The sequence below is a fragment of the Avibacterium paragallinarum genome (assembly GCF_900450705.1).
GTDB lineage: Bacteria > Pseudomonadota > Gammaproteobacteria > Enterobacterales > Pasteurellaceae > Avibacterium > Avibacterium paragallinarum.
In genome coordinates this window covers 1-13,586 of the sequence record NZ_UGHK01000003.1, presented here as the reverse complement: position 1 = coordinate 13,586, position 13,586 = coordinate 1, and the positions used below count along the sequence as shown (strand labels likewise).

Here is a 13,586-nt window from a genome sequence, read left to right as displayed (position 1 = left end):
AAATATTACCGCTCCCGCTTTTCTAATAACTTCACTTTCCGCTCAAAAATCCGCTTAATCCGCCTTAAATCCTCATCGCTATAATGTCTTGGGCGTTGATCGCTTTCGATTTCTCGCACCTTTTCGATTCCCAAACGCTCAATCAGCCCTACGCGATATTCGTGGTAATTTCCGCCCAACCATCGATTGCAGCGTTTGCATTGACCAAAAATATTAAGCGTATAAAACCGCAAGTGCGGGGCTGAACCACGGCTACGATAATGCCCCGCATCAAATCCCCCGCCTAATTTCTCGCTAATCAACGGCGTACCGCACGAGATACATTCCTTATTCGCATCACGAAAACGGATATATTTATTCACCGCACTTTGAGCTTCGGCGATAAGCTGGTTATGTGTTTTATTCTTTTCTTTAAGTGCGGTCATTCTTTTGCGAGTTTCTGTTCGCTCCACCTTAGCCATTTTTTCACGCTTTTTGCGTGATTGTTCTGCCGATAATTTGATCGCACAATCCACACTACAGACTTTCTGTAAGCTACTTACTGTCTTTGTGTAATAAGTGCCACAGACTTTGCACTTATGCTGTTTTGGTGCTTTTGCCATTAAAAACCATCCCAACCTTCTATAACCATTAATTCATCTCCCAATCTTGACAATCCGCCACTAAGCAATTTTTAATAGCCGTAAAAGCCTTGCTTGTCGCTAAATCTCACCCCTTGCTCTGCTGCCCACGCTTCAATATAATCAATCAAACTCGCTAACCGTTTCACGCCCATTTGTGCCGTGCTTTCACGTAAGTTCAACACTTCGCCCTCTAGCCCAATCGCCATTTCAGCTTGTCCGCCCGTTGCGATTTTGTGAGCGGACACCATAATCATTTTCCACGTTTCAATATCTCGCTTTTTGCCCTGAAACTCGCATTGTTTGGCAATATCGCCAAGCATTGCGTGGAGTTTTGCATTCTGTGCCAACGTACGCGTTAAGGGCTTTATTTCCACCACTACGGGGTTTTTATCATCTAGGGCAAGGGAATGTATTACCCCAATCGCATTCGCCTGTATGCGAGCGTTACGCAAGAAAAAGCGTTGTTTAGTTTCCATACCCACCGCACTTCTTCACAAAATCTAACGTAACCGAACGCTGTAAGAGCCAGTCAAAAACATATTTCGGCGTGCACCACGTGTCTTTGTCGAATTGTTGTTCGGTCATCATTTCATCCCTAAAATCGCTTTGCATTTTTCAATGCCGTGTTGATTAATTTTTCTTTGCACTTCAGGCGGAACAAAGCTCGGTTTCGCTGGCAGGGTGATTTGCGGTTTAGGCAACGTTTCGCCCGCTTCCAAGCGTGCTGCCATCGCTTTCAACGCTTTGCTCACTGCTTTGCACAATTTTTCTTCCGTGGCTTCTCGGTTGTTGCAATACAAATCCGTCAGCAGCCAATATTCCGCATCGCTCTCAAAGTGGAATTTGTGAATTTCCAACATTCCGTAACCTTGAAATTTTTTCAGGCGGTCGTAAAGTTCGTCTTCGTTCGGCAAGCCTAACGCTTCAAAGCGATCTTGCTTGCACCAAGAAATAAACTTGCCCACACTTGGGAAATAATCATCCGGTTTCGACCGCACTTTACGCATTCCCGCACGAACTTGCTCAATGGTGCGAATATTGTTTTCCGCAAAGCCTAAAACCCAAGTGCGCTTGGTGATGGGTAGCTGCACTTCGTCAAATTGACTACGCATTGCTGGGCAAGCGGCGAATAACTGCGAAAAAATTTGATCGACCAGTTTTTCAATCTCGCTTGGCAAGCGTTGAGATTTTCGCTGCGTCGTAGGCAATTGAGATTGCATTGCCATTGCGTTTTGCATTGTGTGTGGATTAACTTGAGTGATCACAGCATTCCCCTCCAACCCTCGTCAGTGTTCCATTCAATCGCATTCAGCTCTGAAACTGTTTTGCGCTGTGGTTTTGCGTTATTTTTCTTCACCGTGAGCTGATCCCATTTCTCCCGCAGCTTGGCAGGGCTAAGAATATTGGTTTTCCAGAACAAGTCTTGGTTTGCCCACTGAAACAGTCCGCAAATTTCCCTATGCGTTCGCTTATCACGCTCACGCATCAGGCGGATCTCATTCGCCCAGCTGTCGAAAGACGGCGGTTTGACGTCGGGGTTAAGTTTTTGAACTAATCCAAAAATCCACTGTGCGGCAGTCATATCATCATCGGAAAATTTAAATCGAGATTTTTTGCTCTCGCCGCCGTCCGAATTTTTTTCGGACGAAGAAGGAAGGTTAATTGACTGGTTAATAGAGTGACTGGTTCTGGGTGAAATATTTTCACTAGGGGTTGGTGAAATATTTTCACTAGGGTGGTGTAAATTTTTCACTACCCTTAGTGAATCATTTTCACTAGGTAGTGCAGAATTTTCACCATCTCGATCAAGGTGTAACACATATAAATTTGAGGTGTTACCCTCTGGTGTTTTGCGTGTTTTTTTCTCAACAAAGCCTGTTTCTATCAATGCCTCAATATGCGAGATCGCACTGCGACGGGTAATTTCACACTGATCCGCAATGTTTTGGTAAGACGGAAAACAAATGCCCTCATCATTAGCGTTGTCCGCTAATTTCAATAATACTAATTTGCGGGTAGGGTTACCCACTTTGCACTGCATTGCTTTAACCATTAGTAACATACTCATAGCATTAACTCCGAAGCATAACGTTGTGCGATCCACTCAATACCTTTGCCCGTTACTCGCGTTTGCGTGTAATTGTGATCGTGATCAGTTGTCCCCGTTTTCACGGTAAATAAACCTTGTTGCTGTTTATCTGCATAAGGTAAGAGGTTGCCAGATTGACGATATAACGCCTTATCTTCAATAAGGCGGATAATCATTGCTTTCTCCGGCATATTTAAAATTTTGGCGGTTTCTCGCAGGGATTTGCTTGTGCCAACGTCAACATAATGATCAACAAATGCTGCTTTAGGTTTTAGCTCCTTGTTTTCTAATGCAAGAGCTTGATTTTGTCGTTCTTTCTCAACCAACGCCTCTAATGCCTGCAAATAGTTTTGAGGCAAAAGTGCGGTGCTTTGTTGCTGATTTTCTAGTTCAAGCCAGCGATCAATAATTCTCTTACGCAGAATGACGTTATAACCAGAAATAACTGTTAACGTTGCAGATTTGTCTAAATAATAGATTGGATAGCGTTGATTATTTTGAGAATTAACTTCATACTGGCACACAACACCGCCAATGGGGGTATGTCCAAAAAGTTCTACACCCTCTTTCTCACTCCAATCAAGAGATTTAACATTGATACCTCGTTCTATTTGTAAAATAGCTCCAACATAAGCTCTAATATCTCTTAATACGTGGTTATGTTGTTTTCCGCATAACTCCGCAATCTCACGACTGCTCATTTTTATGCTTGCATTTTGTTCCGAAATCATTGATAATCCGTTCATAGATAATTCCTTTCTAATGAATTACCACCGCTGTAATGGTGGTTTTTTATTGCCCTAAAACCCACCAGATTAGACACATTGCGATAATCAAGTGGACAATGATAAAATCATTACTCAAATAAAAGACTTTCAATTTTTCTAGCCATTTTTTCATTAGGATTTCCTTATGTTATTTGCTATCGTTCGGGATTTATTTGCTTATTCTATTTTGCTGTCTAGCCTATTTTTACTTTCCTATATTGGTAAGTTCGGCGTTAATATGCAGCAGCTCATTATTTTGTTAACCCCAGCACTTTTTGTTATGTTCAACATCACTATTCAGCGTAAGTTCAAGCAAGATCTGGATAGATTTGCATACTTTTCAGCGATTTTGGGCGTTGCTATATTTGCCGCACTCGGCTCATTCAGCCAGTTAGAATTAATTTCTCTAGGGTTTAAAGTCGAAAAAATTAGTACATTTACTATGTTTAAAATTTACTTTCATATTTGGGCTATTGTATTGCTACCGATTGCACTAAAAAAATTCTTCAAAAAGGATTAACAACTTTGATTTGTCGTGTTTTTTATTGCTTTAATTCCCATTTCAGACAAACCAGCTGAGAAAGTAGCTGATTTATCAATCCTGTTAATTTCTCACGCTCTTTTGCGGATAGCTCTTGCCCTAAATCTGAGTTATCAGACAAGGCATTTGCACTTTCCCCACATAATTTCCCCACTGATTCAGACAGCACGACGACTTCGCGCAATAAATCTAACGATCCTTTGCATTCTTTCGGGCTAGGCATTAGTGTGTGATCGACTGCCTGAGCAATCATTTCAACAATGTTGATCGAATCGGTGAGAGCAATCAGATGAATAGCATCGGCAAAACCAAGTTTGTTGCGGTCATAATCTGTCTTTAGCTCTTTCGCTAGCTGGGTTGTCGTTTTCCCCATTGCTGGCGCGAAATTTGAGATTTCGCGACTACGGGATAACTGCGTATGCAGTGCTTTTTGTATGTACAAAAACGGTGATTCTTCTTTCATAAAATTCTCTCGTTTTTTTATGGTTACTTTTTGAGTAGGTTTGGTAAATTAATCTCGTGATAACAAATGAGAAAAATCAGGTGAAATATCTTCTGCTTTAACTTTCCCTTGAGTCGCTTTCTCGATTCGTAAGGCATTTTCAAGAGATATAGCAGATCCTCCATTTAGCCATTTACTCACTGCATTTTGGCTTACGCCGCAAGCTTCAGCTAATAGCTGCTGTGTGCCTAATACATTAATGGCTTTTTTTATAGATTCGTTCATCGCTTTGTTTGTATCCTTAAACAAAATAACCAATATATTATAGCTTAAGTTGTTTTTTGTAAAGGAAAATATTGCTTTGGTTATTTGAAACCTTACAACTGTAGTTTTAAAATTATTAAAAATAATGGAGATGACAATGGAATCATTAGGTCAAAGATTGAAAACAGCGAGAAAAAAAGCAGGACTAACCCAAACACAATTAGCTGAGCGCATAGGAGTTACGCAAAATGCTATCCAAAAAATAGAAGCTGGCGGAGAAACCAAACACATCATCGCATTAGCCTCTGTCTTAGGTATTAATCCTGCTTGGCTACAAACAGGTAATGGAATAATGATAGGGGAAAATTCTAGGATCAATAATTCTCCTATTACAAACACTGTAACTTATGAGACAAGGCATCTTGCCGAAAAACTCCCATTAGCTCAATCTGAGCTAGATGATGAGCATCGCTATCGCATTGATTACTTAGATGTTAGAGCTGCTGCAGGAATGACAGGGTTTGTAAATTCCGATTACCCAGAAATCATCAATCAAATCTATTTATCAGAAGAGGGGCTTAGGGAGCTTGTTGGGCGAAAAAACACTAATGGAATTTGCTTGATCAATGTGCCTACGGACTCAATGGAACCAACTATTCAGAAAGGTGATGTAGTTTTGATTGATATGAACATCAACGACTACAATGGGGAAGGTATCTATGCCTTTGCGATTGACGGAGAGTTATTTATCAAACGTCTTCAGAAAATGATTAGCGGAAGTTTCAAAGTCATATCAGATAACAAAGAAAAATATGATCCCGAAGAAATGAATAATGAAATTTATAGAAATGCTAAGTTTGTGGGTAAATTTATCCGTCGCTGGAGAATTGATGTAAAGGATTTATAGACGATATGAAAAACATCGCTAGGCGTATCAAAGAAATCAGAGAACGAAAAGGTATATCAAGAGAAGATCTTGCTGATAACCTACATTTATCTGTAGAAACGTTGATCGGTTATGAAGAGGGATTAACAAAATTATCTACTGACTTAATCAGCGAGTTTGCTTTTGTTGATGAACATGGAGAATTATTCATTAAACGCCTACAAAAAGTGCCGAATGGCGGAATAAAAATTTTATCGGACAATCCTCACTACGCCCCATTAGATTTTACTCAAGAGGAATTGGAACGTTGTTACATTATGGGAAAATTGGTCAAAGCACTGCCATTACATATGATTGATCTATAAACTCAAACATAATGGGCGTAGCGGTTGAGCATAGGAGTTATTTGTAACCACCAAACCAGTAATTGAATTTTATTGGGTGTGGCGGTTGAGCATAGGCTGGAGCTGTAACAATAGTCCACCAAAGCCAGAAGTTGAATTTTGTGGGCTAGGTAAAAGAACGAATAGAGCTTTGTAGCAACTAGAAGGGCGAATATCAATGATATAAAGTTTAAAGGAACGATATGGCAAGTATTGAAGATATTATTATTCCCCAGCAAGAAATCAATCATATCATGGCGATAGAAAAACAAATTCATTTTAAAGGAGCCACATGGGGGAAAAAACAAAAAACTCAGCCTTATCCTTATTGGCTTGAGTTAAAGCTTCCGTTCTTCGATAGTGATGGATTACCTATACCTCAGCTTAGGGCCTATTTTGCCTATCGTCCTGCTCGTAGAGAAAATTTAATGCCATCGATGAACTTTATTGCTTTTTATAAAAACAGACGGTTATTTGCTATTGATCAAGGTGAAAAGTTAGTTCATGTAAATAAAATAACTCATGTAAAGCCCATAGCCGAAAGCCGTATTTGTGGTGCTCACTACCACATTCTACACGGTAAAGAAAACCAAGAAACGGGCTATTTACTAGATGAAAAATATCAAAAATCAAATGATTTTTTTGAATTGATGTGCTATTTTCTAGCAAAATTTAATACTGTCGCAGTGGGGCAAATTCCTCACCCAATCTTATCAAACAACGGACAAATGGAGCTATTATGATATGCAGCACAGTCTTATCCAATCTAGGCTATGAATGTCATTCTATTGCCGATGATTTGATTTTAATTAATACCCCTTTCACTCTTGAAGATGGTAGCGTTATTCAGGCATACATTGAACAAGTGGGAGAAAATCGTTTTACTGTCACTGACGATGCTCAAACTTTGTGGGAAATGAACGCTCGAGGAATCAATCTAACCACTAACCGTATCGACCAAATAAAAAGCACGTTAAAACGTTACGGATTAAACTTGAACGATCGAGCGGAAATCAACACGACAACAAGCGGTGAAATGCTTACACATAATTTGCAACGCATCATTCAAGCGGCAATTATCACAGATACGCTTGCTATGGATTGGTACAACGTGCCAATAGATAAATTCGAGATGATGGTAAAGTCTGATTTTCGCCATCATCAATTCCCTCAAAATATCGGATTTGATGTGAAAAAATCAGGATTGAGCGGTCATCAAATTACAATCCCAATTTCATTAACCGGCGGAGAGCGACACACCAAACAGATTTTTACAACGAGTGTAAAAGCAAAAGGCAGTTGGAGCAGTGCTTATGGCGTTCTAGGTAAAATAATGGATCTGACCAATCCAACAGCACAAACAAATGATGAATCTTATGTGGTCATTGATGATAAAGCAGTAGGTGATCAATTAAATAAACTTATTCTGCTCTTTAATCAATCTCCGGCAAAGATTCTGCCTTATGATAAAAAAGATATTTGGCTTGAAAAACTCGCCGCTTAAAACATCAAACCGCCCCCACGGCGGTTTTCTTTTGCCTCAAATCCCTTAGAACCATTTTCGTGACGCCACGAAAATGGTATCAAACAACACTAATTATCTTGAATGCAGTCATTTTGTTAACTGTAATGGCTGTCAGTTGACTTTTATCTGCTCATTTTCCCCTGAAATTTTAGAAAAACTCTTTCTCATCTCTTCTTTGACTAAAAAACAATCAGTCAAACAAATTTTATAAATTTATTTTCACTTATAAAACAACCATTTAAACAAAAAGCTATAAATAAATAGCGAAAAATAAAACTAAAGCTATTTACATATTAAAACTTTAGCTATATTATACACCCATCAAAACGAAACAACGTTTAATGCTCTTTAACAATCAAGATGAAATAAAAAGCCCTGCGGTAACAGGGCTTGGATAATTAAACTTCGCGAACAGGTGTTTGTCGGTTAGTGTCCATAACAAGCCCGATACAATGTAAGCAGTTTTGTTTGGTCGTATAACCTTCACTTTGAGCTATAGGTTCGTGATTGGCGGCTTTTAGTCGCCAATACCACTGACCATTAACACCTTTGAAAATTTCAAAATACATAGAGGTAACTCCTTATGCAAAATGAAATGAAACGCTATGCAATTTCTTACTTCTTCAAAGGGAAGAAGTGGTGTTCAGATGTCTACGCCAACTCATTTGAAGAAGCACAAGAAAAAGTCAAAGCAATGTCCCAAGCAACTATTGATGGTGAGCTTTACTGTTCAATATATGTTCCAGTCAAGCCACAATCACGCATTGCAAGGTTGCTTTTAAAGCTACTACATAAATTTAGCTAATTCAATATTTCATCTTGGTGATGATGCTCTTTAACAATTTAGAACCCACTCCCCTTTTTACAAAAGGAAGCCGAAAGGTTGGCAAGTCTGTGCCAGTGGGGCTGAGGCAAACAGGCTTATTTATTCAATGCCGTATTTACGGAGAACCAAGGCAGCAGAACCGAGAGGAATGAAATGCAAAGAATCAACCGTGATACCGAGCCGAGATGAACGTTAGACAAGTGCGGCATTGAATAAATAACAACAACGGAGGTGAATGATGAATATCGTCATTGAACGTAACCCAGTGAGCAAAAAATACTGCGAAAAGGCAGAAATTCGCTCAATGGGCAAGGCTGGCAGATTAGCAAGAATGTTTGCCAAATCTCGCCAGAAAAAAATCAAAACGGGAAAACCTGACCGAATTAAGACCGCACTTGTAATGTTGCCGATTCCGTCAAAATCCCAAATTGAAAAAGCGGCGGCTCAATTTCAAGCCGTCAAACCGAATTACCACAAAGGCGAAATCGGCGTAAATACCGTGCGGGCCACACAAAAAATCCGCCGTGGTTGTCAGGAGTTAATGAGGATTTAGACGATGAAAAATAAAATTACTGATTTAAACAACCATCTTTTTAGTCAATTAGAAAAATTGTTAGATGAAGATTTAACAGATGAAGAATTAAAAAGGGAAATTGCTAGAGCGAATGCGGTATCTGGTATTGCATCGAATATCATTCAAAATTCTAATACAGCCATTAAAGCAATGCAGCTTTTCGGTGACCGCACTATTGAGGCAGATGCACCCGATTTTTTAAGAATATCAAAGGCACAAAATGACAAAAAAACGCTTTAGGTTTACTGATGAACATATTGCTTTTATCCGTGAACATAAAGATTTAGCTCCTAAAGATCTCATTCAGGTCTTTTATCAACAATTTGGTTTGCTAAAGAATAGGCAGGTTTTTAGAAAGCTAAAAAAACGATTAGGAATTATCTCAACGGTTCAACATTGCAATCGATATACCAAAGAAGAGTTAGCCTTTATCAAAGAAAATTGCACTTTACCGCAAGCGGAATTAACCAAACTATTTAATCAAAAGTTTAACCGTAATCAGACCGCACAAGTAATTAGGGTACTGTGTGCTAAAAGAGGTTGGCTGACTGGTAGAAATGGGCGATTTAAAAAAGGAGAACATTTAAAGCCTATTGGTTACGAGCGATTTTGCCCTATGGCAAAAGCCGTGTTGATAAAAACAGGAGTTAAGCGTTATGAAAGAAAATCACGTGTTATCTGGGAGCAAGCCTTTGGCAAAATCCCTCAAGGATTTGTTTTGTGGTTTAAAGACGGCAATATTCAAAATTGTGAGTTATCTAATTTAGAACTAATCAGTCGTAATGAAATGCTATGGCGACATAAGCTGAATTACCACGAATTAGACAGCAGTGTGAAACAAACTTTTAATGTGTTTATTCAACTACGAGAAAAATTGATAAAACTCAAAAAGCAACAGCAACAAAAGGACCGCATAGCAAAAGGATAAGCTAAGGTGCTGTCACCACCTGAGATTGTAGGTTCAAGTCCTACTGCGGTCGCCAATTTATCACAAGGCACACTGAGTCATTATCTACGGATTATTTTAGACCAATCTTCTTGCCGTAGTTAGTGTGCCTTGTCATAACTTTCATTCAAAACCGCATTCTTAGCCGCTCGTTTTTAGTCTTTTTCATCGTGGCTTTGCGTGCGGTTCTGAATGAGATGAGAAATAGGAGAAACGCAGTGAAAAAATATGAATTAACCGATGAATATATTGAGATCGGATTTACAACTAAAATTAAACTCTATCGCATAAAAGCTTTAGTAGTAATCGCATCAATCGGCGTTAGTGCTGGTGATTTGGGTGGATATGTCGAGAAAGAGTCAAACTTAGATCAGAGTGGTGATGCCTGGGTGTACGGTAATGCCAAGGTGTACGATAATGCCGTGGTGTCCGGTGATGCCGTGGTGTACGGCGATGCCGTGGTGTCCGGTGATGCCGTGGTGTACGATAATGCCAAGGTGTACGGCGATGCCGAGGTGTACGGTAATGCCAAGGTGTCCGGCGATGCCAAGGTGTACGGCGATGCCGTGGTGTACGGCGATGCCGTGGTGTCCGGTGATGCCGAGGTGTACGGTGATGCCAAGGTGTACGGCGATGCCGTGGTGTCCGGTGATGGCGTGGTGTCCGGTGATGCCGTGGTGTGCGGTAATGCCAAGGTGTACGGTAATGCCAAGGTGTACGGCGATGCCGTGGTGTACGGTGATGCCGTGGTGTGCGGTGATGCCGTGGTGTGCGGTAATGCCAAGGTGTACGGTAATGCCAAGGTGTACGGTGATGCCGTGGTGTGCGGTGATGCCGTGGTGTACGGTAATGCCAAGGTGTACGGTAATGCCAAGGTGTACGGCGATGCCGTGGTGTCCGGTGATGCCAAGGTGTCCGGCGATGCCGTGGTGTCCGGTGATGCCGTGGTGTGTGAAAGATCTGATATTGTCTGGTTTTCAAACGTGGGTACGGAGTACGGTACATTAACCATATTTAAAACTAAACAAGGAGTATTGTGGGCTACTAGAGGCTGTTTTAGTGGCTCTGTTGAGGAGTTTTTGAAAAAATCCGCGGAAGTCCACGATGAAAAGATAAAAAGAGAATATCAGCTCTTGATTGAAGTCGCTAAATCAAGGTTGAACAGCTAATACGCCCACACGGAAGGCGTTAAACCCCGTGCAGACATACATACTCCTAACTTTGCCCACTGTAACAGGTGGGCTTTTTTATAAACAAAATTAACATTAAAATAATACGCCTTGCTACCTATATTGGAGAAACTAATGAGCCTACCCGATGATTATTTCTTAGATACCGATGATGAAATGCTTGAGTACCTCGAAGACCAAGCCAAACAAAGCATTGCAGAAATACAAAAATCCAATGAACAAAACCGAGAAAAAGCATATAGATTACTGAATTATCTCATTGCAGGTATCGGTGCTGTAACATTAATACTACTTAATCATATCGAAAAATTACACATATACTTTATTTTGGCTAGTATCATTTGTATCGCTGGGTGGTCTATTTCCGCAGTAATGTTATTGCATTACATTATTCTAAGCAAAAAAAGACCATTGACAACAAATATGCCACAAAATCTCTATAATGACACATTTAAATCAAGTCAAGATAAAAATAAACTGGGCATATTAAGGCGATATGAATTACATAATGCAAACCAGTATATTATTCAATTACTTCATCTTAATAATGAATATCGCCGCCACACTGACAAAGCAATAATGTTATCGTTTAGTATACCTGTTGCAACGGCTCTTATTGTTGGCATATCAGCCTAAGATTGGCTTTCCTTTAGGTCTTGGCTTATCTGCACTATCACCAATAAAACAGGTTCAGGTTTTCTATAAACAGTTTGTGTTGGTTTAGTAGGAGCTGGCTGTGGTTTTGATTGAGATGATTTTTGATTAGACATAACAAATCCTAATTTATAAGTTGTGGTTGCAACAATTATAATCCTTATAAGTTGTGGTAACAAGTAAGGCGAGTTTTGCTGTTCTCGTTAAAAAACAGCGTTAACAAACCGCCCTACTTCGGATTAAGGTAATCTGAGTAGTAAGCCGTTTTTAACGGCTATTTTAATATCTAAAAATAGATGATTTGATAGAAAAAATATATACTCAGTCCACTAAAAACAATGCCTAACAGTGTAAAGAAATAACCAATTAAGCTATTCACTCGTGGGTAAGCAATTTCAAGCACTGTCTTACCATTTCGTTCAACTAACCGCTCTTGTCGTGGGTGATTAACATACTCCCCGAGACTTAACCAAAATAAACCCATTGAAGCCAATAAAGACGGTGTAGTCGGTAAATTTGGCATTTGCCCAGCAGCAATAAGACAGAATAAAATAAAACCAATTAAAATACCCATTTTGTACCATTCCCAATCATCAAGTAAAAATTTTGATAACGATTTATCCATTCTGAAATCTCCTTTTGTTGATGAATATAAATTAGACATTTACATTCTAGCACAGCACTAAGGGGATTTCAGAATGGGTTTTAACAATGGAGATCGCTCATGAACAGATATTATCGATTTTTTAATAAAGGCCAACCTGATGACGATTGGTTGGAAAACCTTCTTTCACAAAAAGAGAGATTAGAAAAATATTTTGAAGAAAAAGAAGCATTAGATTTATTGCTAGAAGAGCAAAGAATTTTAAATAAAAAAATTGCGATAAAAATAGAACAAGTAAATAAATGGGCTGAGAAATGCTCTAAGCCAAAGATAACTATAAAGTAATTGACAACCACCGCCCTTTGATCTAGGATATATCCACTTTCAAACGAAAGTCGGGAATTGGCGTTCCTGAATTGAGTGGCGGTTATAAATGGAGAGTCGCCTAAGCGACTTTTTTTGTAACTAAAATCTAGTAAAATTAAGACCTTTTAAAGGTAGGATCAAATTGATCCACCCTTTCAAACGTTGTCAATGATGGGCTAGATAGGAGTTCTGAAAAGAACTGCAGTAAGCACCGCTCAACTGTAACGCCAATCCTATCTAGTTCATCACCAGTAATTGGCGTTGCTTGTGATGAGTTTTATAAAACTTATTTGAGCGGAGTCTTATATGACAACTTTAACTTTTCAAAATAAACCTATTTTAGTTACTCATTATCAAAATCAAATTTGGTTCACAGTTTTCGAGCTAGGAAAAGCTTTAGGCTATTCTGATCATAGTAGAAATGTAAAATCTATTTACGAACGCCACGCTGACGAATTTACCCCAAATATGACCGCACTGATTAATATGCAAACCAACGGCGGAATGCAAAAAGTGCGAATTTTCAGCTTGCGTGGTGCTCACCTAATCGGAATGCTTTCTCACACCAAAGTTGCCAAAGAGTTTAGAAAATGGGTGCTGGATATTCTCGATCAAGAAGTGAACGGCAAGAGCACCAAAACTTAGCAGTAACAGAAAATGACACCATCACCCCGAAGAACAACGCCTTATTCAAAACGCCGTTGCTGCAACCCATCAACGCACAAAAATGAGTTATGGCGAAATCTGGGCAAGAGTGAAAAATAAATTTGCGGTGGCGAAATATGAGCAAATCAAACGCAAAGATCATCGTGCTGTAATGATTTACATTGCTTCAATGCACTCAATGCAAGAATTGCCACCCAATAGCCTTGCGTTAGATATGGAAAATTTCTATATGCTAGCTAA

Annotated in this window: 24 protein-coding genes and 1 tRNA gene; 15 read left to right on the top strand and 10 right to left on the bottom strand. The window is 39.5% G+C overall.

What is annotated here, in order from left to right; translation table 11 throughout:
• Positions 1–5: 5 nt before the first annotated feature.
• From DXZ23_RS14385 to DXZ23_RS14365, 5 genes are all read right to left on the bottom strand, one after another.
• A complete protein-coding gene (locus DXZ23_RS14385; protein ID WP_035696087.1) occupies positions 6–602 on the bottom strand; it encodes a recombination protein NinG in 597 nt (198 codons plus the stop codon).
• A gap of 71 nt (positions 603–673) precedes the next feature.
• Complete coding sequence (locus DXZ23_RS14380) at positions 674–1,099, bottom strand: recombination protein NinB (RefSeq protein WP_035695771.1); 426 nt, start codon at positions 1,097–1,099, stop codon at positions 674–676.
• Between the two features lie 108 nt (positions 1,100–1,207).
• Positions 1,208–1,888 (bottom strand): replication protein P, encoded by a 681-nt coding sequence (locus tag DXZ23_RS14375; RefSeq protein ID WP_017807422.1) that lies wholly within the window; start codon positions 1,886–1,888, stop codon positions 1,208–1,210.
• Positions 1,885–2,691 carry a helix-turn-helix domain-containing protein gene (locus DXZ23_RS14370; RefSeq protein ID WP_017807421.1) on the bottom strand — a complete coding sequence of 269 codons (807 nt, stop codon included), beginning with the start codon at positions 2,689–2,691 and terminating at the stop codon, positions 1,885–1,887. Before DXZ23_RS14370 ends, DXZ23_RS14375 begins: the two co-directional genes overlap by 4 nt.
• A complete protein-coding gene (locus tag DXZ23_RS14365) occupies positions 2,688–3,458 on the bottom strand; it encodes a phage antirepressor KilAC domain-containing protein (RefSeq protein WP_017807420.1) in 771 nt (256 codons plus the stop codon). The genes DXZ23_RS14370 and DXZ23_RS14365 overlap by 4 nt, the downstream gene beginning before the upstream one ends.
• Positions 3,459–3,624: 166 nt before the next feature.
• On the opposite strand from DXZ23_RS14365, the gene DXZ23_RS14360 reads away from it, so the two are divergent.
• Positions 3,625–3,999, top strand: coding sequence for a hypothetical protein (locus tag DXZ23_RS14360; RefSeq protein ID WP_017807418.1), 375 nt, complete (start codon positions 3,625–3,627; stop codon positions 3,997–3,999).
• 22 nt (positions 4,000–4,021) lie between these two features.
• Here DXZ23_RS14360 and DXZ23_RS14355 read toward each other — a convergent pair whose 3' ends face one another.
• Together DXZ23_RS14355 and DXZ23_RS14350 are read right to left on the bottom strand one after the other, a co-directional pair.
• Entirely contained in the window at positions 4,022–4,483 is a 462-nt protein-coding gene (locus tag DXZ23_RS14355) for a phage regulatory CII family protein (protein ID WP_017807417.1), read from the bottom strand.
• Between the two features lie 48 nt (positions 4,484–4,531).
• Positions 4,532–4,747 (bottom strand): transcriptional regulator, encoded by a 216-nt coding sequence (locus DXZ23_RS14350; protein WP_017807416.1) that lies wholly within the window; start codon positions 4,745–4,747, stop codon positions 4,532–4,534.
• Positions 4,748–4,877: 130 nt separating this feature from the next.
• On the opposite strand from DXZ23_RS14350, the gene DXZ23_RS14345 reads away from it, so the two are divergent.
• The 4 genes from DXZ23_RS14345 (at position 4,878) to DXZ23_RS14330 (ending at position 7,499) form a co-directional block, all read left to right on the top strand.
• Positions 4,878–5,633: an XRE family transcriptional regulator gene (locus tag DXZ23_RS14345; RefSeq protein ID WP_256593736.1), complete on the top strand. Its 756-nt coding sequence runs from the start codon at positions 4,878–4,880 to the stop codon at positions 5,631–5,633.
• Positions 5,634–5,638: 5 nt separating this feature from the next.
• The gene (locus DXZ23_RS14340; RefSeq protein WP_017807414.1) at positions 5,639–5,977 is read left to right on the top strand and encodes an XRE family transcriptional regulator; all 339 of its coding nucleotides are present in this window, start codon (positions 5,639–5,641) and stop codon (positions 5,975–5,977) included.
• A gap of 221 nt (positions 5,978–6,198) precedes the next feature.
• Complete coding sequence (locus DXZ23_RS14335) at positions 6,199–6,738, top strand: hypothetical protein (protein ID WP_017807413.1); 540 nt, start codon at positions 6,199–6,201, stop codon at positions 6,736–6,738.
• Entirely contained in the window at positions 6,735–7,499 is a 765-nt protein-coding gene (locus tag DXZ23_RS14330) for a DUF1828 domain-containing protein (RefSeq protein ID WP_017807412.1), read from the top strand. Before DXZ23_RS14335 ends, DXZ23_RS14330 begins: the two co-directional genes overlap by 4 nt.
• Positions 7,500–7,918: 419 nt before the next feature.
• Here the strand turns inward: DXZ23_RS14330 and DXZ23_RS14325 are convergent, their stop codons facing one another.
• The gene (locus tag DXZ23_RS14325) at positions 7,919–8,089 is read right to left on the bottom strand and encodes a YegP family protein (RefSeq protein ID WP_017807323.1); all 171 of its coding nucleotides are present in this window, start codon (positions 8,087–8,089) and stop codon (positions 7,919–7,921) included.
• Between the two features lie 14 nt (positions 8,090–8,103).
• Between DXZ23_RS14325 and DXZ23_RS14320 the strand changes: the two genes are divergently transcribed.
• The 7 genes from DXZ23_RS14320 (at position 8,104) to DXZ23_RS14295 (ending at position 11,692) form a co-directional block, all read left to right on the top strand.
• Positions 8,104–8,325, top strand: a complete 222-nt coding sequence (locus DXZ23_RS14320) for a hypothetical protein (RefSeq protein ID WP_017806446.1) — start codon at positions 8,104–8,106, stop codon at positions 8,323–8,325.
• Positions 8,326–8,581: 256 nt separating this feature from the next.
• Positions 8,582–8,899 carry a hypothetical protein gene (locus DXZ23_RS14315; protein ID WP_021723966.1) on the top strand — a complete coding sequence of 106 codons (318 nt, stop codon included), beginning with the start codon at positions 8,582–8,584 and terminating at the stop codon, positions 8,897–8,899.
• 3 nt (positions 8,900–8,902) lie between these two features.
• The gene (locus DXZ23_RS14310) at positions 8,903–9,160 is read left to right on the top strand and encodes a hypothetical protein (protein ID WP_017807508.1); all 258 of its coding nucleotides are present in this window, start codon (positions 8,903–8,905) and stop codon (positions 9,158–9,160) included.
• Positions 9,141–9,848 carry an HNH endonuclease signature motif containing protein gene (locus DXZ23_RS14305; protein WP_017807507.1) on the top strand — a complete coding sequence of 236 codons (708 nt, stop codon included), beginning with the start codon at positions 9,141–9,143 and terminating at the stop codon, positions 9,846–9,848. The genes DXZ23_RS14310 and DXZ23_RS14305 overlap by 20 nt, the downstream gene beginning before the upstream one ends.
• Positions 9,828–9,903 (top strand) — tRNA-Asp (locus DXZ23_RS15580). Before DXZ23_RS14305 ends, DXZ23_RS15580 begins: the two co-directional genes overlap by 21 nt.
• 181 nt (positions 9,904–10,084) lie before the next feature.
• A complete protein-coding gene (locus tag DXZ23_RS14300) occupies positions 10,085–11,035 on the top strand; it encodes a bactofilin family protein (RefSeq protein WP_021723964.1) in 951 nt (316 codons plus the stop codon).
• 135 nt (positions 11,036–11,170) lie between these two features.
• Positions 11,171–11,692 (top strand): hypothetical protein, encoded by a 522-nt coding sequence (locus DXZ23_RS14295; RefSeq protein ID WP_017807491.1) that lies wholly within the window; start codon positions 11,171–11,173, stop codon positions 11,690–11,692.
• Here DXZ23_RS14295 and DXZ23_RS15575 read toward each other — a convergent pair.
• Entirely contained in the window at positions 11,689–11,826 is a 138-nt protein-coding gene (locus DXZ23_RS15575; RefSeq protein WP_165381640.1) for a hypothetical protein, read from the bottom strand. The genes DXZ23_RS14295 and DXZ23_RS15575 overlap by 4 nt on opposite strands.
• Positions 11,827–11,996: 170 nt before the next feature.
• Positions 11,997–12,335 carry a hypothetical protein gene (locus DXZ23_RS14290; protein WP_017807493.1) on the bottom strand — a complete coding sequence of 113 codons (339 nt, stop codon included), beginning with the start codon at positions 12,333–12,335 and terminating at the stop codon, positions 11,997–11,999.
• A 99-nt stretch (positions 12,336–12,434) separates the two neighbouring features.
• Here DXZ23_RS14290 and DXZ23_RS14285 point away from each other — a divergent pair, with 99 nt between their 5' ends.
• The 3 genes from DXZ23_RS14285 to DXZ23_RS16195 form a co-directional block, all read left to right on the top strand.
• A complete protein-coding gene (locus DXZ23_RS14285) occupies positions 12,435–12,659 on the top strand; it encodes a hypothetical protein (RefSeq protein ID WP_017807494.1) in 225 nt (74 codons plus the stop codon).
• A 327-nt stretch (positions 12,660–12,986) separates the two neighbouring features.
• Positions 12,987–13,325: a BRO-N domain-containing protein gene (locus DXZ23_RS14280; protein WP_256593735.1), complete on the top strand. Its 339-nt coding sequence runs from the start codon at positions 12,987–12,989 to the stop codon at positions 13,323–13,325.
• Positions 13,326–13,407: 82 nt separating this feature from the next.
• On the top strand, positions 13,408–13,586 hold a 179-nt coding region (locus DXZ23_RS16195; RefSeq protein ID WP_172457191.1), incomplete at its 3' end, for an ORF6C domain-containing protein.